The sequence below is a fragment of the Acidovorax sp. genome, from assembly GCF_016783915.1.
In the GTDB taxonomy this organism is placed as follows: Bacteria; Pseudomonadota; Gammaproteobacteria; order Burkholderiales; family Burkholderiaceae_C; genus Acidovorax.
On sequence record NZ_JADHVT010000014.1, the window covers coordinates 12,454 to 33,892 of the forward strand.

At 63.5% G+C, this 21,439-nt stretch carries 16 protein-coding genes; 12 read left to right on the top strand and 4 right to left on the bottom strand.

Features of this window, described 5'->3' with window-relative positions:
- Window positions 1–18: 18 nt before the first annotated feature.
- From ISS20_RS05040 to ISS20_RS05070, 7 genes are all read left to right on the top strand, one after another.
- Window positions 19–4,164, top strand: a complete 4,146-nt coding sequence (locus ISS20_RS05040; RefSeq protein WP_291434314.1) for a DUF4347 domain-containing protein — start codon at window positions 19–21, stop codon at window positions 4,162–4,164.
- Window positions 4,158–5,177, top strand: coding sequence for a SwmB domain-containing protein (locus tag ISS20_RS05045; RefSeq protein WP_291434316.1), 1,020 nt, complete (start codon window positions 4,158–4,160; stop codon window positions 5,175–5,177). Before ISS20_RS05040 ends, ISS20_RS05045 begins: the two co-directional genes overlap by 7 nt.
- Window positions 5,178–5,242: 65 nt before the next feature.
- Window positions 5,243–6,007, top strand: coding sequence for a hypothetical protein (locus tag ISS20_RS05050; RefSeq protein ID WP_291434318.1), 765 nt, complete (start codon window positions 5,243–5,245; stop codon window positions 6,005–6,007).
- Between the two features lie 98 nt (window positions 6,008–6,105).
- Entirely contained in the window at window positions 6,106–7,833 is a 1,728-nt protein-coding gene (locus ISS20_RS05055; protein ID WP_291434320.1) for a type I secretion system permease/ATPase, read from the top strand.
- Window positions 7,834–7,860: 27 nt separating this feature from the next.
- Entirely contained in the window at window positions 7,861–9,606 is a 1,746-nt protein-coding gene (locus ISS20_RS05060) for a type I secretion system permease/ATPase (protein ID WP_291434321.1), read from the top strand.
- Between the two features lie 49 nt (window positions 9,607–9,655).
- Window positions 9,656–11,014: an HlyD family type I secretion periplasmic adaptor subunit gene (locus ISS20_RS05065; RefSeq protein WP_291434322.1), complete on the top strand. Its 1,359-nt coding sequence runs from the start codon at window positions 9,656–9,658 to the stop codon at window positions 11,012–11,014.
- Between the two features lie 2 nt (window positions 11,015–11,016).
- Complete coding sequence (locus ISS20_RS05070; RefSeq protein ID WP_291434324.1) at window positions 11,017–12,375, top strand: TolC family outer membrane protein; 1,359 nt, start codon at window positions 11,017–11,019, stop codon at window positions 12,373–12,375.
- A 123-nt stretch (window positions 12,376–12,498) separates the two neighbouring features.
- On the opposite strand, the gene ISS20_RS05075 is transcribed toward ISS20_RS05070, so the two are convergent.
- The 3 genes from ISS20_RS05075 to ISS20_RS05085 form a co-directional block, all read right to left on the bottom strand.
- Window positions 12,499–14,016 carry a CoA-acylating methylmalonate-semialdehyde dehydrogenase gene (locus ISS20_RS05075; protein ID WP_291434326.1) on the bottom strand — a complete coding sequence of 506 codons (1,518 nt, stop codon included), beginning with the start codon at window positions 14,014–14,016 and terminating at the stop codon, window positions 12,499–12,501.
- A 70-nt stretch (window positions 14,017–14,086) separates the two neighbouring features.
- Window positions 14,087–14,716, bottom strand: coding sequence for a DJ-1/PfpI family protein (locus tag ISS20_RS05080; RefSeq protein ID WP_291434328.1), 630 nt, complete (start codon window positions 14,714–14,716; stop codon window positions 14,087–14,089).
- 24 nt (window positions 14,717–14,740) lie between these two features.
- Entirely contained in the window at window positions 14,741–16,102 is a 1,362-nt protein-coding gene (locus tag ISS20_RS05085; protein ID WP_291434330.1) for an aspartate aminotransferase family protein, read from the bottom strand.
- 232 nt (window positions 16,103–16,334) lie between these two features.
- Here ISS20_RS05085 and ISS20_RS05090 point away from each other — a divergent pair, with 232 nt between their 5' ends.
- Window positions 16,335–17,225: a LysR family transcriptional regulator gene (locus ISS20_RS05090; protein WP_291434382.1), complete on the top strand. Its 891-nt coding sequence runs from the start codon at window positions 16,335–16,337 to the stop codon at window positions 17,223–17,225.
- A gap of 94 nt (window positions 17,226–17,319) precedes the next feature.
- Window positions 17,320–17,625 carry a flagellar basal body protein gene (locus ISS20_RS05095; protein WP_209816765.1) on the top strand — a complete coding sequence of 102 codons (306 nt, stop codon included), beginning with the start codon at window positions 17,320–17,322 and terminating at the stop codon, window positions 17,623–17,625.
- Between the two features lie 277 nt (window positions 17,626–17,902).
- Here the strand turns inward: ISS20_RS05095 and ISS20_RS05100 are convergent, their stop codons facing one another.
- Window positions 17,903–18,175: a DUF2061 domain-containing protein gene (locus ISS20_RS05100; protein ID WP_291434335.1), complete on the bottom strand. Its 273-nt coding sequence runs from the start codon at window positions 18,173–18,175 to the stop codon at window positions 17,903–17,905.
- 283 nt (window positions 18,176–18,458) lie between these two features.
- Here ISS20_RS05100 and ISS20_RS05105 point away from each other — a divergent pair, with 283 nt between their 5' ends.
- The 3 genes from ISS20_RS05105 to ISS20_RS05115 all read left to right on the top strand — a co-directional run bounded on the left by ISS20_RS05105 (window position 18,459) and on the right by ISS20_RS05115 (window position 21,390).
- Entirely contained in the window at window positions 18,459–19,505 is a 1,047-nt protein-coding gene (locus ISS20_RS05105) for an SPFH domain-containing protein (protein ID WP_291434337.1), read from the top strand.
- Between the two features lie 114 nt (window positions 19,506–19,619).
- Window positions 19,620–21,134: a DUF4178 domain-containing protein gene (locus ISS20_RS05110; RefSeq protein ID WP_291434339.1), complete on the top strand. Its 1,515-nt coding sequence runs from the start codon at window positions 19,620–19,622 to the stop codon at window positions 21,132–21,134.
- Window positions 21,135–21,168: 34 nt separating this feature from the next.
- On the top strand, window positions 21,169–21,390 hold the full coding sequence (locus tag ISS20_RS05115) for a DUF350 domain-containing protein (RefSeq protein WP_044396181.1): 222 nt from the start codon (window positions 21,169–21,171) through the stop codon (window positions 21,388–21,390).
- The last annotated feature ends 49 nt before the right edge of the window (window positions 21,391–21,439 follow it).

Here is a 21,439-nt window from a genome sequence, read left to right on the forward strand (position 1 = left end):
ATTTTTTTACAAAAAATCATGACCACTGACCACACATCTGCAGCCCCCTCATCTCCGGTGCAAGAGGTGCTTTTCATTGACAGCCGAGTGCCGGACTTGCAGGCCATCATGGCCGCCGCCAGGCCGGGAGTGAAGGTAGTCATCCTGGACCCTAACGAAAGCGGCGTGGCGCAGATGGCCAAGGCACTGGACGGGCTGCATGGTCTGGCGTCCATCAGCGTGGTATCGCACGGAGACGAGGGGGTGCTGCTGCTGGGCAACGGCCCGCTATTCAGTGACAACCTGGAGCAATACCAGGCGCAGCTCAAGGCGATTGGCGCAGCACTGGGCGCTGACGGCGACCTGCTGCTGTATGGCTGCGACGTGGGGGCGGGCGAGGCGGGAGCCCAGTTCCTGAAGGCGTTGGCGCAATTGACGGGGGCGGATGTGGCCGCCTCCAACGACAGCACAGCGGGTGCGGTGCGTGGTGGAGATTGGGATCTGGAGGTCACCACGGGGCAGATCGAGGCGCCCGCTGCGTTGGATGCGCAGGTGCTGGAGGGTTATGACTTCAGTCTGCACACGGCCAGTGTCAACACGGTGGCGCAGCTCAAGGCTGCCATCGCCACGGGCAGCATAGATGGCCAGGATGATGTCATCACACTGACCGGCAACATCACGTTTGCCGGTGCGGCAGATGCTGTCTCTGTCAATGTGACGGATGGGCACAACATGTCTATCGTTGGTGGCGGTTTTACCCTCAGCGGCGGAAATCTCGCGCGAGTTCTCAACGTTGCCACCAGTGGGGCTGGCAGCGCGGTCTCAATTGACAACCTCACCATCACCAATGGTTTGGCCGCCGGTGCAGGTGGTAGCAGTGACCGCACCGTCGGGTCGCCTGGTTCTGCCGGCCTGGGCGGTGGAATTCAGAACAGCGGTGTCTTGACGATTTCGAACAGCACCATCACGGTGAACAAGGCTTCTGGTGGTGGCGGTTCGGGGGGGAGCTCGGGCCTGATAAACGGCGGTGGCGGTGGAGGTGGTGGCTTTGGCTCTGGATTAGGTGGAACCGGAGGCGACAGCGCTTACGGCACGGGGCCGTCTTCAAGCCCAGGTGCAGGCGTCGGTGGGAGCGGAGGACATGGCGGTGGTCGGCCAAGCGGGGGCGGCGCGGGTGGTTCGAGCGGCGGCGGTTCAGGAGGCAGCTATGGTGGTCTGAGTGGTTATTCTGTTGGCGGCAACGGCGGCACTGCGAACAATGGATCCATCTCTATTGGCGGTGGCGGCGGCGGCGCCGGGGGGAACGGTCTCGGGGGCGCAGGAGGTGGAGCCGCAGGGGCGATCTACAACACCGGGACGCTCACGATCACTGGCAGCTCGATCACAAACAATATCGGTGCAGGCGGCGGCGGCGGCGCGGCGAATTACGCATCATCGGGCAATGGGGGAGCTGGTGGCGTTGGGGTAGGTGGCATCTGGTCCACGGGCACGCTCATCATGGACACCACTTCATCCAATTCGGTGTCTACAGGCAATATCGGTGCAGGAGGCAGCGGTGGCGGAGCAAGCGGAACGGGCAACATCCCGGGCACTGCAGGCACTGGCACAAATGGCATTCGTGGAACCGTGACGCCTTACGTGGCTCCGGCGTCTGTTGCCAGCGCCACATACGATGCTTCGACGGGAGTGCTGTCGGTCACGGGCACCAACATCACCAACGGTGGGACGATAGATGTATCCAAGCTCACTCTCACAGGCCAGGCTGGCTCCTACACCCTGACCACAGCCAACGTCACCGCCGGTAGCGGCACGGCCTTCAGCGTCACTCTGAACGCAGCCGACCAGCTGGCCATTAACGGCATTCTGAACAAGAACGGCACCAGCGCGGTGGACACTACCACCTTCAACCTGGCAGCGGCCGCCAACTGGGATGTGACCGCTTCAGCTGCCGCCGACCTTACCGGTAACGGCGTAACAGTATCGAACGTCACTGCACCAACGATTACCTCAGCGACTTACGACGGCAGCACCCACGTCTTCACCGTCACCGGCACCAACTTGGTCAAGACCATCGGTGCAACGAATGACATCACGATCTCCGCATTGACGATCACCGGCGAAGGCGGTGCAACACGCGTGCTGTCCACCACGGGCAATGTGGAAGTCACCTCGGCCACCAGCTTCACCTTTACCCTGGCTGGCGCCGATATTGCTGCGGTTGATACCCTTTTGAACAAGAACGGCACTTCTGCTGTCAGCACCACCACGTACAACATCGCTGCCGCCGACGATTGGAACAGCGTCATCACCGGCGGCAACATCCAGGATCTGACAGGCAACGGCATCACGGTCTCCAACGCCGCGCCCAGCATCCTCTTGTCCACTTACGATGCCGCTACTGGCATCCTCTCGGTATCGGTCGTCAACATCGCGGGTGGCGATACCATTGATGTGAGCAAGCTCTCGGTCGTCGGCCAGGGCGGGGGATCCTACACGCTGACCACGGCCAATGTCACGGCTGGCAGTTCCACGGCCTTCTCAGTTACGCTCAATGCCGCAGACAAGCTCGCTGTCAACGGCTTCCTGAATAACAACGGCACTAGCGCGGTGGATACCACCGCCTTCAACCTGGCCGCTGCCGCCAGCTGGAACGCGACCACCACATCGGGTGCCGACCTGACCGGCAATGCCGTGACTGTGTCGAATGTCTCGGCCCCCACCATCACGTCGGCCACCTACGACGTCGCCACCCACATCCTCACGGTCACCGGCACGGGCCTGGTCAAGACCCTGGGGGCGACGAACGACGTCACGGTCTCCGCCCTGACCATCACCGGTGAGGGCGGCTCCACGCGCACCCTGTCTACCACCGGCAACGTGGAAGTCACCTCTGCTACCAGCTTTGCCGTGACCCTGGCCGGTGCCGACCAGGCGGCCGTGGAGGCGCTTTTCAACAAGAACGGCACCACTTCCACAAGCGGCGCCACCTATAACTTGGCAGCGGCAGACGATTGGAACAGTCTGGTCACCGGCGGCAACATCGCTGACGCCGTATCCCCCATCACGGTGAGCAGCGTTCCCCCGCCGACCATCACCAGCTCCACCTACAACGCCAACACGGGCGTGCTAACGGTCACCGGTACCGGATTGACCAGCGTCACGGGTGCCAACAATGACATCGTGGCCAACAAGTTGAGCCTGCAGGGCGAAGGGGGGAGCAGCTACACGTTAACCACCACCAGCAACGTGGAGATCACGAGCAGCACCAGCTTCACGATGAACCTAAGCGCTGTAGACCGATTGGGTGCCAACCTGATCCTGAACAAGAACGGCACCAGTTCCACCAGCGTCAACACCTACAACCTCATTGCCGCAGAGGACTGGGCTGCTGGGGCGGACCCTGCCGTGGTTCTGGCTGACCTGACGGGCAATGGCATTACGGTGAGTAATGTGGTGGCACCCACCGTCACGTCAGCCACCTACAACGTAGCCACGGGCGTGCTGGTGGTCACGGGCAATAACTTCCTCTCGCTGACCGGGGCGAACAATGACATCACGGCCAACCGCATTCGCTTTCTGGGCCAGGGGGCGTTCAACTACACGTTGACCAACACGCCCAATGTGGACATCACGTCCAACACCAGCTTCACCATGACCATGAGCGTCACTGACAAGGCCCAGTTGGCGCTGCGGCTGAACAAGGACGGCACCAGCTCCACCGACGCCACCACCTACAACATAGGCATGCTGGAGGACTGGAACACAGGTGCGGCCACGGCCGTGGTGATCGCCGACCTGTTTGGCAATCCGATCACGGTCTCTGGCAATGACCAAGATGCCCCTGTATGGGTCTCGGCAAGCGTCAATGGTGCCAGTCTCGTGCTGACCTACGCCGACACCAGCAGCCTGGATGCCATCAACGTAGCAGGCACAACAACCTTCGCAGTGGTTTCCGGGGGTGTCGCTAACACAGTGACTGGCGTGGCCGTGAACGGCTCCGCCAAAACTGTGACTTTGACCTTGACGACGCCGGTAGGGTTTGCCGAAGTAGTCACTGTGGCCTACACAGACCCCACGGCAGGCAACGATGCCAACGCAATCCAGGACATCCAGGGCAACGACGCCGCCAGCTTGGGTGTGACCCCGGTCACCAACAACACACTGGACACCACCCCCGCGTGGTGAACACAGCCACCGTTACCGCCAACCAGCTGGTCCTGAGCTACACCGAAGCGACCACACTGGACGCCGTGAACACCGCGCCCATTGGCGCCTTTGCGGTGACGGCGGGAGGCTCTGCCAATGCCGTCACCGGTGTGGCCGTGAACGCAGCCGCCAAGACCGTCACCCTGACCCTTGCATTCGTTGTGGGAGCCGGCCAGACCGTCACCGTGGCCTATACGGACCCCACGGCAGGCAACGACGCCAATGCCGTCCAGGACGCAGCAGGCAATGACGCCGCCAGCTTCGCAGCCCGGCCCGTAACCAACCTCACCGCTGCAGACCCTGACCCAACCCCGGTACCTCCCACGCCAACGCCCACCCCGACCCCTGGGGTGCCCGACAACGACGGGGTGCCCAACACCGTGGAAGACCAGGCCCCAGGCATCCCGGGCCCCAATGGAGCTATCGTGGCGGGAGACGGTAACGGAGACGGCATCAAGGACAGCGAACAAGCGGGAGTGGCCTCGATCGGTTTCGTGCTTAGCCCCACAGGGCAGAGCAACCCGGGCAATGCACCACCGACTTTTACGACCCTGGTTGCCAGCAGTCAGAACGGTAAAGTGGGCAGCGGTAACGACAACGCACGCATCACCAGCCTGACGCAAAAGGACGCACCGCCAGACCTGCCTGCGGGCATGCAAATGCCCATCGGACTGGTGAGCTTCACGGTAGAGCTGGGGCAAGGCAAAACAGGAGAGAATTTCAGCCTGTACGTGGACCCGGCGCTGGGCGTGAACGGATACTGGAAAGAAAATGCCAGCGGCCAATGGGTGAACATCGCCAGCGAGCCTTATGGAGGCAAGATGGTGATGGAGGGCGGACGTTTGCGGCTGGACTTCCACATCGAAGATGGCGGGCAGTTTGATGCGGATGGCAAGGTGGACGGGATCATCACCGACCCCGGAGCGCCGGGGCACATGGCGCTGTCGATCATGGGGCTGGCGCCGGATATGCCTCACGGGTTCTGGTTCTGAGCGGCACCCGCGTGCCGGCTAAGCCCTATCCTTGCAGAGTTGACAACATGACACTGGAACTATTCATGACAACGAAAAAACAGACTCAAACGCCAATGCCCACTGCAATAGCGGGCAAACTCGCTGCGACAGCGCTCACGCTGGTCGTGGGGGGGCTGCTGGCGGCCTGTGGAGGCGGTGGTGGAGGCTCAGGCCCTACCATTGACCCCGCCCAGCTCAAAGGGCGCTGGGTGACTGCCGCAGGTGTGGCACCGGCCATGACAGCGGTGGTTGTACCCGACGTCAATGGAGCCGCCAACGCCTGGCTGCTGGCGCAGGATGCCAGTCGACTGGTCAAGCTGGTGGTGCGAAGCGACAGCAGCGCCAACGGGAAAACTTACGCTCTGGGGCAAGGCAATGCCATAGGCCAAGCGGTGACCGGCCAGGTCAATGCGGCCCTGACGGCCAGCCCCAAGACGATTGCATTCACGGGTCTGAACACTACGGGGACGCTGACCCAGAGCGACGCACTGGCTACCCCTGCAGTTCAGGCGGAAGTGCAGGGCAGCTGGAGTGCCACATTGGGTGGTAATGCCCAGACCGTGCAATGGAGTCTGGCGGCGACAGGCGGCCTGACCGGAAGCTCGACAACGGGGTGCACCTACGTTGGTAGTGTGGCGGCGATAGCCAGCACAGCTGCGTATAGCGTAAGTTTCAACGAAAGCTGCGCGGACGGCAGCAAGACTGCATTTGGCGGTGTGGGTACGCTCAATGCGGCCAAGAATGGGCTGACGGTGGTGGTGGCGAGCGCAGACGAGTCCCGCGGGGCTGCTCTCTTCTTGGCGAAGTAGAACAGCATTTACCGTCTACCCGGAGCCTGGCCCTGCATCGGCAGTGCCAGGCTCTTGCGTTGTGTGCACAGACTTCACATTCACCCGACCCTCTCCGCATGTCCGTATCTGTAACGCCACACGAACTGAAGCAGGCTTTGGCAAAGCTCGCGCCCTGTCTCTGGTGGGCCCTCGGCCTGAGTGTGCTGGCAGGACTTTTGGTTCTGGCGCCCACGTTATACATGTTCGAGGTTTACGACCGCGTGGTGAACAGCCGCAACGCCATGACTCTCGCCATGCTGACGCTGGCCGTGCTGTTGGCCATCGGTGTGATGGAGGTGCTGGAGTGGGCACGTTCGGAAACCCTGCGTGAGGCGGGTGCGGCCCTGGACCGTGCGCTGGCCCCCCGTGTGTTCACAGCCATTCATGCTGCGCATCTGAGGCAGGGGGGCGCAGCGGGGGCCCAGCCCGTGATGGATTTGCGATCGGTGCGTGACTTTTTTCACGGACCTGCACTTGGGGCTGCGATGGAAATGCCGGTGGCCTTGGTGATGCTGGTGCTTCTGTTTGTGATCCATCCGTTGCTGGGGTGGGTGTCCCTCGCCGGTGCTGCGCTGCAGGTCGGACTTTCGTGGCTGAACGAGCGCAGCACCAGTCCAGCCTTGCTGCGGGCCAATCAATCGGACATTGGCGCGCGGGCCTATGTGGATGGCACCTTGCGCCACAGCGACGTGATTGCGGCCATGGGCATGGAGAAAGACATGCGCCGCCGCTGGTTGGCGCAGCACGAGGAGAGTCTGGGACTGCAGTCGCTGGCGTCGGACCGCGCAGGGGTGTTGCAGGCGCTGGGCAAGATGCTGCAGACGACTTTGTCGTCGGCGCTTCTGGGCCTGGGGGCTTGGCTTTTGATGCATGACCAGTTGCCTGGTGGGCCGGGAATGCTGATCGTCGGATCAGTGCTGGGCGGCCGTGTGCTGGCGCCTCTGGTGCAAATGGTGTCCCAGTGGCGAGCGGTGGTACAGGTGCAGGCCGCTTGGGGGCGGCTTGGGCAGCTTCTGGAGAGGTTGCCTGCCTCTGTGCAAGGGATGCCTTTGCCCAAGCCGAGGGGGCGTGTGACGGTTGAGAGTCTGGTCGCAGGAGCCTCTGCAGGGGCGCCGCCGTTTGTGAAAGGTGTGGCCTTCTCGTTGCAACCGGGGGAAGTGCTGGTGGTTCTGGGTGCGTCTGCAGCGGGCAAGACCACCCTGGCACGCATGCTGATGGGGCTGTGGCCTCCTGTGGCGGGCAGTGTCCGGCTGGATGGAGTGGATGTCAGTGTGTGGAACAAGGCGGAGTTGGGGCCATACGTTGGCTATGTGCCGCAGGACGTCGAACTGTTGGAGGGCACGCTGGGCGACAACATCGTTCGCTTTGGCGAGATGGACGAAAAGGCCATGGTGGATGCCGCACAGGCGGTGGGTGTGCACACCTGGATCACTTCGCTCCCACAAGGTTATGCCACCCCTGTGGGGGCGGCCGGCGTGATGCTCTCCGGCGGGCAGCGCCAGCGAATCGCGCTGGCACGTGCCCTCTATGGCAATCCGGTTTTTGTCGTGCTGGACGAGCCCAACGCTAGCCTGGACGAGGTGGGCAATGTTGCATTGGGCCGGGCCTTGCAGGAGTTCAAGGCCCGTGGCACCACTTTTGTGGTGATGACCCATCTGCCCAGCGTGCTGGCGGTGGCGGATAAATTACTCATCATGCAGGGTGGGGGGCAGCAGGCCTTTGGCCCCCGAGATGATGTGCTGGCGGCATTGCGAAATGCTTCTGCGGGTACTCCGGCGGCCGCCGTCGCGCCGCGTGCCGCCTGATCACCCTCTTCCAACTCAACTGACACCATGTCCATCAGCGGATTTTTCTCGCGCAGCGAAATCACCCAGGCCCTGCGGAGCCTCCAGCGTGAATGGGTTGTGATCGCAATATTCAGCATGGTGGCCAACCTGCTCATGCTGACACCCACGCTGTACATGCTGCAGATCTACGACCGCGTGCTGGTCAGCCGCAACGAGCTCACCTTGTTGGTGGTCTCGCTGCTTGTCCTGTTCCTGTTTGCCGCCATGGCGTTTGCCGAATGGGCGCGGTCCCAGCTGCTCGTGCGCGCCGGGGTGCGCCTGGACCGGTTGCTGGGGGAGCGTGTCTTCTCGGCAGGTTTCTCGCGCAGTGTCCGTGAAGGAGGGGGTAACCCTGGCCAGTTGTTCACGGATCTGACGGAGGTACGCCAATTCCTCACGGGCCCCAGCATTTTTGCCTTTTTCGATCTGCCATGGGCACCTATCTACATTGGGGTGCTGTTCTTGCTGCACCCCCTGCTGGGCGCGGTGGCCGTGGCCTTTGCTCTGATCCAGGCCGCCTTGGCATGGCTGGGGCACCAGCGCACGGTGGTGCCTTCCGAATCCCTGGCCAAGGCGCAGGGCCGGTCGCATGCCTACCTGAATGGCAAGCTGCGCAATGCCGAGGCGGTTGAGGCCATGGGCATGTTGCAGCAGTTGCACCACCGATGGGCATTGTTGCAGGCGCGCTATGCCGAGCTGCACGCGGCAGCCCAGGGCCTGACGCACCGCATCACGGCCTGGAGCAAGTCTGTACGTTATGCGCAGCAGGCCCTGTCGCTGGCGGTGGGTGCTTTGCTGGTGATCGATGGCCAACTATCGGCCGGAGCCATGATTGCTGCCAACGTGCTGATGACCCGCGCCTTGGCTCCGATTGACCAGGTTGTGAGTGCATGGCGCGGCTTTTTGGGGGCCCGCGCGGCCTTCTTTCGGCTGGAGCAACTGCTGCAAGAGCATCCACCGTTGCCCAAGGTCTCCGCAGCCCCGCGTCTGCAAGGGGATGTTCAGCTGCGCAATGTGCACGCCACTGCGCCGGGGCGGGTGACTCCGATTCTTCAGCAGGTGGACCTGCATGCTCCGCCGGGTTCGCTGACAGTGGTGCTGGGCCCCTCGGGTTCCGGAAAATCCACGCTGGCGCGCGTGCTGGTGGGCGTCTGGCCCGTATCGCAGGGCGAGTTGTTGTTTGATGGTCAGCCCCTTACCGCCTGGAGCCACGAGACCTTGGGCCCTCAGGTAGGCTACCTGCCACAGGATACGGTCCTGTTCGGTGGGACGATTGCTGACAACATCGCACGTTTTGCTGCGGTGGATTCTGCCAAGGTCATTGCAGCGGCCCAATGCGCAGGCCTACATGAGATGGTGCTTAGATTTCCCAAAGGCTATGACACGCCGATTGGAGAGGCTGGGCGCTTGCTTTCGGGGGGACAACGCCAACGCATCGGACTAGCTCGCGCCCTGTATGGTGATCCAGCGCTCTTGGTACTGGATGAGCCCAACGCCCACCTGGACGATGTGGGCGAAGCGGCCTTGCTCGGGGCCATGCGCCAGCTCAAGGAGCGCGGCAAGACCATTGTGATGGTGACGCATCGGGCGGGGGTGCTTGCGCTTGCAGATCAGGTGCTCGTTCTGCAGGACGGTCAGGTACAGCTGAAGGGCCCGCGCGATGAAGTCTTGGCACAGCTGCAGGCGGCACGCCAAGCCCCCTCCGCTTCAGCTGCTGGTTCTTTGCCTGCTCCGCAGCCGCTGCCCGCCTGAACGCGTCGCGCACATTCGAGACGAGCGAACATTTTCTGAACACCCGCCCATGGCCCACACTGAACCCTTGAAACAAGCACCCTCGATCTCCTCACTGCCGGGAGTCCGATCGGCTCCCCAGCCTCCATCGGACACCGGACGCGCGGCACGCACTGGGCTTTGGGTGCTGGGCCTGGGCCTTGGGGGATTTTTGCTGTGGGCGGCTGTTGCTCCCCTGGACGAAGGGGTGCCCAGCCAGGGCGTGGTTGCGATCGACACCAAACGCAAAGCGGTGCAGCACCTCAGCGGAGGCATCGTCAAGCAGGTCTTCGTGCGCGAAGGTGACGTGGTGCAGGCGGGGCAACCGTTGATATCTCTGGATGATGCGGTGGCCAAGGCCAACTACGAGGCGGTCCGCCAGCGGTACCTGGGTTTGCGTGCGGTCCAGGGGCGGTTGCTGGCCGAGCAGTCGGGCGCTGCCACCATTGTGTTCCACTCGGATTTGCAGGTTGCGGCGGCAGACCCGCTGATTCAGCAGCAGATGAAGAACCAGGAGCAACTGATTCAATCGCGGCGCGCGGCACTGCGTGCGGACCTGCAGGGCATCGAAGAAAGCATTCAGGGCCAGAACGCTCTGCTGCAGGCCTATGCGGGCATGCTGACCAGCCGGCGTGGGCAACAGGCATCGCTCGAAGAAGAGCTGCGCCATACGCGCGAGCTGGTCAAGGAGGGCTACTCCCCGCGTAATCGACAACTGGAACTCGAACGCATGGTAGCCGACTCCAGCCTGGCCATCACGGAGTTGCTGGGCAACACGGCGCGCACGCAGCGCACGGTCAGAGAAATGCGCCAGCGGGCCCTGGCCCGGCAGCAGGAATACCGCAAGGAGGTGGAGACGAACCTCGCAGACATCACGCGGGAGGTGCAGTCGGATGCCGACAAGTTCACCGCGCTGAAGGCCGATCTAGACCGCACGGAAATCCGTGCGCCCGCTACTGGCCAGGTGGTGGGCCTTGCGGTGCAGACCGTGGGCGCTGTGGTCCAGGCGGGGCAGCAGCTGATGGGCATCGTCCCTCCTAATGAGCCTTTGGTGCTGGAGGCCCGTATTGCTCCCCACCTGATCGACAAGGTGCGCCCGGGCTTGCATGCCGATGTGCGTTTCAGTGCGTTCGCCCACTCGCCGCAACTTGTCGTGCAGGGAGAACTGGCGTCGGTCTTTGGGGATCTGCTGACGGATGCACAAAGCAACCAGACCTATTACCTCGCGCGGGTCAAGGTCACGCCGGATGGCATGAAGACGCTGGGCGAACGCCACTTGCAGCCAGGCATGCCGGCCGAGGTGGTCATCAAGACCGGGGAGCGCACCATGCTGACCTATCTGCTGGGCCCCTTGCTCAAGCGTGTGTCAGGTTCCCTGAAGGAAGAGTGAGCATGGCGGCTTTTTTTTCCACGCCGTCGAACGCCTTGCGGGCGGTCTCGCTCTCCGTCTTGGTGGTATGCGCAGGACCTGTCTGGTCCATGGACCTCCAGCAGGCCTACCAGGCGGCCTTGCAGCAGGACGCTACCATTCGAGCCGCCCGCGCGGCTGCCGATGTGGGGGATGAGCGTGTGGAGCAGGCCAAGGCCATGCGCTACCCCAATGTGGCATTCAGTGCAGCTCGCAACCGCAACGACCTGAGCAACACGCAACGCAACATCCTGGGCCGGTCGGTGACCGTGGATGAAAACTACACCAGCCACAACGCTACCTTGACCTTGCGCCAACCTGTCTACCGCAAGTCACTGTCGGTAGGGCTGGAACAGGCCCATCAGATGCGCGCTGAAGTGGGCGCGCAGCTGGACCGGGAGCTACAGAACCTGGGTGTGCGCGTGACCGACGCCTACCTGCAGCTGTTGCTGGCGCAAGACCAGCTTGCCCTGGCGCGTGCGCAGAAGAACACCACCACTACCCAGCTGGACGCCGCGCGCAAACTGCTGGTGGCGGGCAGTGGCACGCGCACCGACATCGACGAAGCCCAGGTCCGGCTTGACATGGCCGTGGCGCAGGAGCTTGAGATACGGCAGCAGCTTGACTATGCGCGCCACCAGCTGGAGACACTGGTCAACCAGCCGGTGGCGGCGCTCAGCCCGCTGGATGAAGCCAAGTTCGCAGCCTGGACGCCTGAACAGCGCAGCGTGCAGGACTGGCTGGCCCTGGCAGAGGACAACAGTCCTGAGATTCGGCAACAGAAGGCACGGCTGGATGTGGCACGTTTGGAGATCGAGAAAGCCCGCACTGGGCACCTTCCCACACTGGATGCAGTGGCCCAATGGACGCGCAGTGGCAGCGAGAACGTTACTACCCCCAGTTCCAGCTATACCAACCGTGTGATCGGCCTGCAGCTGAACATGCCACTGTTTGCGGGCGGTTATGTCAGCTCCACGGTACGTCAGGCGGTTGCGGAGCAGGTGCAGGCCCGCGAACTGCTGGAGGCCGCGCGCCGTGACCTCAGCCTTCGCATCCACACCGAATTTCGGGGCGTCAGCGAAGGCCGCCTGCGCATCCGGGCGCTGGAACAGGCTGCGCGGTCTGCTACACAGCTCGTGGTGTCGAGCCGCCGCTCGTTTGAGGGTGGGGCCAGAACCTTGGTGGACATCCTGAACGCGGAGCAGCAAAAGGAACTGGCCCTTCGTGACCTGGCCCGAGCGCGCTACACCTACTTGGTGTCCTGTGTGCGCCTGCAGGCTCTGGCCGGAGGGGATCGGGACAGCAGCATCGCTGCTGTCAATGCGCTGCTCAAGACGCCCTGAGCCCAACACACACCGCGTCTCTGGGTGCGGCAACGCTTTCCGTCGCCGCATGAAAAATTCCCGTTAGTATGGCGATGCAGGGGCAAGCAAGTGAATACGTTCAGGCAGCCATGGCGGCTGTGCTCAGCGGCTGCTCGGGAAGCTGAACACCGCGCCCTCACGCACACCGGCACTCGGCCAACGCTGGGTAATGGTCTTGCGCTTGGTGTAAAAGCGCACGGCGTCGGGGCCGTAGGCGTGCAGGTCGCCAAACAGGCTGCGCTTCCAGCCGCCAAACGAGTGGTACGCCACCGGCACGGGCAGGGGCACGTTCACGCCCACCATGCCCACCTGGATGTGGTCGGTGAAGTAGCGGGCGGCCTCGCCGTCGCGCGTGAAGATGCAGGTGCCGTTGCCGTATTCGTGGTCGTTGATGAGCTGCATGGCTTCTTGCAGCGTCTTCACGCGCACCACGCCCAGCACGGGGCCGAAGATTTCTTCCTGGTAGATCTTCATGCCGGGCTTGACGTTGTCAAACAGGCAGGCGCCCAGGAAGTAGCCTTCTTCATGGCCCGCGACCTTCACGCCACGGCCATCGACCACCAGCGTGGCGCCTTCGGCCACACCGCTGTCCACATAGGCCTTCACTTTTTCGAAGTGTGGCTTGGTCACCAGCGGGCCCATGTCGTTGCTGTTATCGGTGCCGGGGCCGACCTTCATCTTGGCGATTTCAGTCTTGAGGCCCGCGATCACGGCGTCACCCACCTCGTCGCCCACCGCCACCAGCAGCGGAATGGCCATGCAGCGTTCGCCGCACGAGCCATAGGCCGCGCCCATCAGCGCGCTCACGGCGTTGCCCACATCGGCGTCGGGCATCAGCACCGCATGGTTCTTGGCGCCACCCAGGGCCTGCACGCGCTTGCCGTGTTTGCAGCCTTCGCTGTAGATGTATTCGGCAATCGGCGTGGAGCCCACAAAGCTCACGGCCTTCACGCGCGGGTCCTGCAGCAGAGTGTCCACGGCCAGCTTGTCGCCGTTGACGACGTTCAGCACGCCGGGCGGCAGGCCCGCTTCCAGCGCCAGCTGGGCGATGAACAGCGTGGAGGATGGGTCGCGCTCGGAGGGCTTGAGCACAAAGGTGTTGCCACACGCCACGGCCATGGGCCACATCCACAGCGGCACCATCGCCGGGAAGTTGAAGGGCGTGATGCCTGCGGTGACGCCCAGCGCCTGGAACTCACTCCACGAGTCGATGCTGGGGCCCACGTTGCGGCTGTGCTCGCCCTTGAGCAGCTCGGGGGCGTAGCTGGCGTATTCCACGTTCTCGATGCCGCGCTGCAGCTCGCCGTGCGCATCGGCCAGCACCTTGCCGTGTTCGGCTGTGATCAGGGCGGCGATCTTGTCGGCGTTCTCTTCGAGCAGCACCTTGAGCTTGCTCATAACGCGCGCGCGCTTCAAAGGTGGCGTATTGCGCCAGGCCGGGAAGGCCGCTTCGGCGGAGGCGATGGCGGCTTCGACGGTGGCCTTGCTCGCCAGCGCCACGTTGGTGGTCGATTGGCCGGTGGCGGGGTTGAACACGGGTTGCGTGCGCTCGGTGTCCGCAACGATTTGGCCGTCGATGAGGTGGCCGACGGTGGTGGTGACGTTTTTGTCGTGGTTCATGGTGATTTCAGGTAAAAAGTGCCAATAGCGCTAGTGCAATATGCGCAAGCAGCTATCAAATTAATAGTGATCAGTCCTCTATGGCCTGGGGCTCCAACACGGGCACAACATGGGCCATCGCGCGGTCGATGAACTCCTGCTTCTCGCCCACCGGGGCAAAGTAGTGCAGCACCTCGCGCGCGGCGTCCAGCCCCTTCAGACTGGCGATCAGCCACGCCACCAGGTACTGCGAGGCCAGGCATCCGCCGGCCGTGGCCACGTTGCCGTGGGCTGCAAACGCGCGCGGCACCACATCCACGCCCGACTCCACCACCCAGGGCTTGCTGGTCAGGTCGGTGCAGGCGGGCGTACCGCCCAGCAGGCCCAGGCGGCCCAGCAGGTAGGTGCCGGAGCACTGCGCCGCCAGCAGCTGGCGTGCGGGATTCAACACGCGCAGCGGTTCCATCAGCGCGGGGGTGTTGGCCACCTCACGCGTCTTCATGCCGCTGCCCACCAGCACCGCATCGGCCTCAGCCAAATGGCTGAGGTCCTCATGCGCGTCAATGGTCAGGCCGTTCATGGACGTGACGCTGGGCGTAGGGCTGGCAATGCGCACCTGCCAGTCCGTGTCGCCCAGCAGCGCAATGCGATTGAGCATGCCGAACGCCACTAGCGAGTCGAGGTCGTTGAAGGCGTCGAAGGTGAGGATGGCAATGCGCATGGAGGGTCAGGAAGGGCGTGAGCCTCAGGCAGTTTCGTGCAGGGCGTCGCCCAGGGCGCTGACCAGGCGGTCAATTTCAGCCTGGGTACTGATGAAGGGCGGCGCCAGCTGGATGGTGTCGCCACCGTAGCGCACGTAAAAGCCCTTCTTCCAGCAGTTCATGGCGATCTCGTACGGGCGCTTGGCAGGCTCGCCGGGTACGGCCGCAATGGTGAAGCCAGCAGCCAGGCCAAAGTTGCGGATGTCGGCCACATGCTTGGCACCCTTGAGGCTGTGCACAGCCTGCTCAAAGTAGGGTGCCAGCGCCTTCACGCGGCCAATCATGTCTTCGTTTTGCAGGATGTCGAGCGCCGCAATGCCGGCAGCGCAGGCTACGGGGTGGGCCGAATAGGTGTAGCCGTGCGGGAACTCCAGCATGTACTCGGGGCCGCCTGCAGCCATGAAGGTGTCGTAGATCTCCTTGGTGGCCACCACGCCGCCCAGCGGCTGCGCGCCGTTGGTGACCTGCTTGGCAAAGTTCAGGATGTCGGGCGTCACGCCGAAGGCTTCGGCACCCGTCCAGGCGCCGCTGCGGCCAAAACCGCTGATCACTTCGTCAAAAATCAGCAAGATGTTGTTTTGGGTGCAGATCTCGCGCAGGCGCTGCAGGTAGCCCACCGGCGGGATCACCACACCGGCCGAGCCCGAGAAGGGCTCGACGATCACGGCGGCGATGTTCGATGCATCGTGCAGCGCAATCACTTCCAGCAGGCGGTCGGCCAGCTCCTTGCCCGTGGGCGGCATGCCCTTGTGGAACGAGCCTGCGGGCGGCTGCGTGTGGGGCAGATGGTCGGCCTCAATGCCCTGGCCAAACAGCTTGCGGTTGGCCACGATGCCGCCTACCGAGATGCCGCCAAAGTTCACGCCGTGGTAGCCCTTTTCGCGACCGATCAGGCGCGTCTTGCTGGCCTGGCCCTTGGCGCGCCAATAGGCGCGCGCCATCTTGAGCGAAGTGTCAGCAGACTCGGAGCCCGAGCCTGTGAAGAACACGTAGTCCAGGCCCGCAGGCGTGAGTTCTTTCACGCGGTTGGCCAGCTCGAACGACAGCGGATGGCCAAACTGGAAGGCGGGTGCGTAATCGAGCTTCATGGCCTGCTTGCCGATGGCCTCGGCAATCTCGCGGCGGCCATGGCCCAGGCCCGCACACCACAGGCCCGAAAGGCCATCAAAAATCTTGCGACCTTCGGAGTCGGTGTAGTAAGCGCCGCTGCCCTCCACGATCATGCGCGGATTGGCCTTGAACTGGCGGTTGGCTGTGTAGGGCATCCAGTGCGCGTCCAGCCACTCGGCGTCCATGCGGGGGCCTTCGGCACCGGCGGCGGGTTTTTCGATGTTGACGAAGCTCATGGGGTTCTCCAGTGCAAAGGCGGCGACAAAAGGACAGGCGGCCCCAGCGGGCTGAGGCTTGACCTCGGACAGGTTCTGAAGCATTGTTGCGCCGCCTGTTAATCTCTCAAATAATCCAATATCAATGTTTACTTGACGATTTATGCAAGTAAAAGACCCCACTTCACCACCCCTCGTTCCGGCACCTGCTGCCTCGGGCAAACACCGCGCTGTGCTGGGCCAGCTCAGCGACATGGACTTGCGCCTGCTGCAGGTGTTCAAGAGCGTCGTGGAGTGCGGTGGCATGTCGGCGGCAGAGCTGGAGCTGAACATCGGCACCAGCACCGTCAGCCGCCACATCAAGGACCTGGAAGCCCGCCTGGGCCTGACGCTGTGCCGCCGGGGGCGTGCAGGATTTGCCCTCACGGCCGAGGGCCAGCGGGTGTACGAAGAAACCCTGCGGCTGCTGGCCTCGGTGCGCAGCTTTCGTGACAGCATTGACGACATCCACTCGCGCATGGGCGGGCAGCTGGCGGTGGCGGTGTTCGACAAGACCGCCAGCAACCCGGCGGCTCGCATTGGCGAGGCGATTGCCGCCTTTACCGCCCAGGCGCCCGATGTGCAGTTGCAACTGCATGTGGGCTCCATCAACGCCATTGAGCGCGGCGTGATCGACGGCAGCTACCAGGTGGGCATCATCCCCGCGCACCGCAGTTCGCAAAGCCTGGCCTACGCGGACCTGTTTGGCGAGACCATGCTGCTGTATTGCGGCAAGGGCCATCCGCTGTTCGGGGCGCCTGCGCCGCCGGCCGACTGGCACGCGGTGCGCGGCTACCAGTTTGCGGGGCTGGGCTACCACTCGCCCAACATGGAGCTGAGCCACCAAGCCCGGCTGCAGCGCGCGGCCACAGGGTTTGACCAGGAGTCCATCGCCACGCTGATCCTGTCGGGCCGTTTTCTGGGGTTCCTGCCCGACCACTACGCCGAAGCCTTCGAGCGCCAGGGCCGCATGCAGGCGGTGAACCCTTCGCTGTTCCACTACCACTGCCAGTTTGTGAGCCTGATGCGCCGCTCCCCCGCCCCCGCCCGCGCGGCCCAGGCGTTTGCGCAATGCCTGGAGGACGCGCACCGGCCCGGTCGCTGACAGGGGTATTGCGGGGCCGCTGCTTGCCAGCGGCCGTGGCGGGGCGGACAATTCACCTTCTTTGCAACATTGTGTGACATCGGGAGCAGCGCCCATGGCCAGTATTTCCTCCATCGGCAGTTCAGGCCTGCAGGCCGCCCAGTTGCGGCTGGACGCGTCGGCCAACAACGTGGCCAACATGAACACCCCCGGTTACCGCCGCGAGGTGGTTGCACAAGAGGAAGCGGCCGAAAGCGCAGGTGTGCGAGCCACCGTGCAGCGCGAGCAGGACGCCAAGGGCGTGGCGCTGGAACAGGAGGCTGTGGAGCAGATGTCGGCCACCTACGCGTTCAAGGCCAATCTGCAGACCATCAAGACCCAGGACGAAATGATGGGCTCCTTGCTGGATGTGAAGGCCTGAGAAGGTGTGAACGAGCCCGCCACGCGCGCTCGGCCACGCCGGATTCATTCGCACCCTGTGAACGCTGCCGGACAGGGTTTCTTTGCGCTCCCTAACTCCGCGTGCCCCACTGGTCGGGGCATGGTTGTTTCTGGAGCCAGCACCAAGGTGCAGCGTGCTCAACCGGTATGGGCCAGCCCTGCCAGGCGGTGGACCAGCCAACGTTGAAAGGCCAACCCAGTGGCGGTGCGGCTGCGCAGTGGAATGGTGTACATGGTGATGCTCCTGGAGGTGGTGTTCAGGCGCCCTGAACGGCGGGGCTGCTGCTGGGCGATGGGGTGGCGCTTTGGCGTGCAACGCGCCGGCCGGCCCGGTCCCACGCCTTTTCATGGAAGAAGAAGGCCACCGCCTGCACCGTGGGCTCCAGCAGGCTCAGCGTGAGTGAGGCCCACAGGTTGCCGGTCACGGCATAGGCCACCAGCGCGGCCACACAGATGTGGATCAGGTAGTAGCTTCCCGTCTTCATCAGCATGGTTTGATTTTGGCGGGCGACGCGGCGGATGCGGGACATGGCGGACTCCTGGCTTCTTAGGTTCAACAGAGCCTGCGGCGGTGCAGCAGGGATGGTTGAATAGTAGTGATTCTCAATAGCGAAAGCCAATTGATCGTCGCTAAAGCGCAGATAGCCGCTATTCAATGACGCTTTGCGAAGCGCCACAGCGCTTATCCCAAACAGACTGGTTCTGCGCGTGAACTAGTTCACGTTCCGCCACTGAAAAAAGCCGCTGCCACCAAAGCCCCCGTTGCTATGATGGCCGCTCTTCTCAACCCCCTCTTTTGCTTTGGGAGCACACATGGCCCTCATGGACTTCATCAAGAAACAGTTCATTGACATCATTCAGTGGACCGAAGAGGGGGACGGCACGCTGGCCTGGCGCTTCCCCATGCGCGACATGGAAATCCAGAACGGCGGCACGCTGGTGGTGCGCGAATCGCAAATGGCGATCTTCGTCAACGAAGGCCAGGTGGCCGACGTGTTCGGCCCTGGCACCTACAAGCTCACCACGCAGACGCTACCGGTGCTGACGTACCTCAAGAACTGGGACAAGCTCTTCGAGTCCCCCTTCAAGAGCGATGTGTACTTCTTCAGCACGCGCCAGCAGATCGACCAGAAGTGGGGCACGCCCCAGCCCATCACTATCCGCGACAAGGACTTCGGCGCCGTGCGCCTGCGCGCGTTCGGCAACTACGCCTTCCGCATCGCTGACCCCAAGCTGTTCCATACCGAAATCTCGGGCACGCGCGAGTCCTACCCCGTGGCCGACCTGGAAGGTCAGCTGCGTGGCCTGGTTCTGCAGAACATCAGCAACGCCATTGCGGGCAGCGGCCTGCCTTTCCTGGACCTGGCGGCCAACCAGGTCATGTTTGCCGACGCGCTGACCAAGGAACTCGCGCCCATCTTCGCCAAGCTGGGCATCCTGATCGAGTCCCTCACGGTACAGAACGTCTCGCTGCCCGAGGAGCTGCAAAAGATCCTCGACCAGAAGATCGGCATGGGCATGGTCGGCAACGACATGGCCAAGTTCATGCAGTACCAGACCGCGCAGGCCATCCCCAAGTTCGCCGAAGGCGCTGGCAATGGCGGTGGTATTGCGGGCGATGCCATGGGCCTGGGCGCGGGTGTGGCGCTGGGCCAGGTGCTGGCGCAGAACCTGCAGCAAGGCCTGCAAGGTGGCGGCGCTGCCGCGCAGGCTGCACCTGCCGCCGCTGCAGCGGTGGGCGTCAAGCCTGAGGACGTGATGGCCACGCTGGAGAAGCTGGGCGAACTCAAGTCCAAGGGCATCCTCACGCAGGAAGAGTTCGACGCCAAGAAGGCCGAACTGCTCAAGAAGCTCGTCTGATCGATCGGATCGATTGCTATCATAAAAATAGCTGCTTGCGCATGAGGGATAGGCGCTAGAGGCCAAAAAGGCCTCAAAGCCGCGTAATGCGGCGCGGGCAGAACACTCCCTACGATGGCCACCGACCCCACCCAGCGCTATTACCGCGCGCCCTGCCCCGGCTGTGGCGCGCCGGTGGAGTTCAAGAGCGCGCAGTCCACCCATGCCGTCTGCGGCTACTGCCAGAGCACCGTGGTGCGCAGTGGCGACGTGCTCACGCGCCTGGGCAAGATGGCCGAGCTGTTCGACGACCACAGCCCGCTGCAGCTCATGGCCAGCGGGCGCATCCAGCTCGACGGCAAGGACGTACCCTTCACCCTCATCGGCCGCCTGCAATACAAGGGCGACGCGGGCGTGTGGACCGAATGGGCGGCCTTTCTGAACGACGGCACGCTGGCCACGCTGGGCGAGGACAACGGCGCCTACGTCTTCACCCGGCCCATCGACCCCGGCCGCGAGATGCCAGCGCCCGAGCGCTTTCGCATCGGCACCACCACGGCCATCAATGGCAAGCCCTACAGCGTGGCCTACACCGGCCAGGCACAGCTGATCTCGGCCCAGGGCGAGCTGCCCAAACTGCCGCCGTTAGGCCAGCCCTTTGGCATGGTCGAGTTGCGCAGTGCCGATGGCGAGGTGGTCAGCATCGACTATGGCCACACCCCTCCCAACGTCGAGCGCGGCAAGGCCGTGCTGCTGGAAGACCTGCAACTGCAGGGCCTCAAGGACGAATCGGCCAAGGAAGAAAAAGGCCGTCAGTTCAACTGCCCCCACTGCGGCGCGCCGGTGCAGGTGCAGCTGTCCACCTCCAAGAGCATTACCTGTGGATCGTGCGCCAGCATCATCAGCCTGGACAGTGGTGTGGGCGGCGAGCTGCGCTCGGCCGAGCAGGACGAACCTGTGCAGCCCCTCATACCGCTGGGCAGCAAGGGGCAGCTGCAGGGTGTGCACTGGCAGGTGGTGGGCTTTCAGCACCGCATGGGCGTGGAGCCCGGCGACGACGAACACTTTGGCTGGAGTGAATACCTGCTCTACAACCAGAAGCGCGGCTTTGCCTTCCTGGTCGATTCCGAAGAAGGCTGGAGCATGGTGCGCCCCACCACCGGCGCGCCGCAGATGGCTGCCACGGGCCGCTCCGCCACGTACATGGGCACCAAGTACGACCTCAAGTACACCTACGAGGCCGAGACCACCTATGTGCTGGGCGAGTTTTACTGGCAGGTCACGCGCGGTCAGAAGACCACCAACCGCGACTTCGCCAGCAGCAAGGGCCTGCTGTCGATGGAGCAGAGCCCGAACGAGATCACCTGGTCGGCGGGGGACAAGCTGTCCAGCGACACGGTGGCCAAGGCGTTCAAGCTGGACGACAAGAAAGATGCGCTCCAGCGCGACGACCCCGGCCCGTTCGTGGCCAAATCCGGTCTGGGCTGCGGCACCATCATCCTGATCGCTGTGGTGATCCTGATCCTGCTCATCTTGCTGAGCCGCTGCTCCAGCTGCGACCCCCGGGTCGAAAACTGTTCTTCGTCCTCCAGCTACCGCAGCTCTGGGGGCTCGTACGGCGGATATTCGTCGGGCGGCAGCCACAAGTAACCTCGCAACAACCCGAACTTCACCGGAGAACAGCATGACCAAATTCGAATGGCTTCACCCCCTGTCCATCGGCGGCACGCTGCTGTATGCCCTGATGGGCATCATCATCTTCTGGGCGGCCTTCATCATCATCGACAAGATCACGCCCTACGACCTGTGGCGCGAAATTGTGGAAAAGCAAAACAAGGCCCTGGGCATGGTGGTGGCGGCGATGTGCCTGGGCATCAGCATCATCGTGGCGGCCGCCATTCATTGACGCGCCTGTTTGCCTCCATTGCCTGAATGAACGTAGCAGCGCACCCCGC

Bases quoted from the DNA above. Each gene is read 5' to 3' on its own strand.
- ISS20_RS05105 (WP_291434337.1), top strand. From the start codon at position 18,459: ATGGCCCTCATGGACTTCATCAAGAAACAGTTCATTGACATCATTCAG.
- ISS20_RS05085 (WP_291434330.1), bottom strand. From the start codon at position 16,102: ATGAGCTTCGTCAACATCGAAAAACCCGCCGCCGGTGCCGAAGGCCCC.
- ISS20_RS05080 (WP_291434328.1), bottom strand. From the start codon at position 14,716: ATGCGCATTGCCATCCTCACCTTCGACGCCTTCAACGACCTCGACTCG.
- ISS20_RS05090 (WP_291434382.1), top strand. From the start codon at position 16,335: ATGGACTTGCGCCTGCTGCAGGTGTTCAAGAGCGTCGTGGAGTGCGGT.
- ISS20_RS05050 (WP_291434318.1), top strand. From the start codon at position 5,243: ATGACAACGAAAAAACAGACTCAAACGCCAATGCCCACTGCAATAGCG.
- ISS20_RS05040 (WP_291434314.1), top strand. From the start codon at position 19: ATGACCACTGACCACACATCTGCAGCCCCCTCATCTCCGGTGCAAGAG.
- ISS20_RS05065 (WP_291434322.1), top strand. From the start codon at position 9,656: ATGGCCCACACTGAACCCTTGAAACAAGCACCCTCGATCTCCTCACTG.
- ISS20_RS05070 (WP_291434324.1), top strand. From the start codon at position 11,017: ATGGCGGCTTTTTTTTCCACGCCGTCGAACGCCTTGCGGGCGGTCTCG.
- ISS20_RS05060 (WP_291434321.1), top strand. From the start codon at position 7,861: ATGTCCATCAGCGGATTTTTCTCGCGCAGCGAAATCACCCAGGCCCTG.
- ISS20_RS05115 (WP_044396181.1), top strand. From the start codon at position 21,169: ATGACCAAATTCGAATGGCTTCACCCCCTGTCCATCGGCGGCACGCTG.
- ISS20_RS05055 (WP_291434320.1), top strand. From the start codon at position 6,106: ATGTCCGTATCTGTAACGCCACACGAACTGAAGCAGGCTTTGGCAAAG.
- ISS20_RS05095 (WP_209816765.1), top strand. From the start codon at position 17,320: ATGGCCAGTATTTCCTCCATCGGCAGTTCAGGCCTGCAGGCCGCCCAG.
- ISS20_RS05100 (WP_291434335.1), bottom strand. From the start codon at position 18,175: ATGTCCCGCATCCGCCGCGTCGCCCGCCAAAATCAAACCATGCTGATG.
- ISS20_RS05075 (WP_291434326.1), bottom strand. From the start codon at position 14,016: ATGAACCACGACAAAAACGTCACCACCACCGTCGGCCACCTCATCGAC.
- ISS20_RS05110 (WP_291434339.1), top strand. From the start codon at position 19,620: ATGGCCACCGACCCCACCCAGCGCTATTACCGCGCGCCCTGCCCCGGC.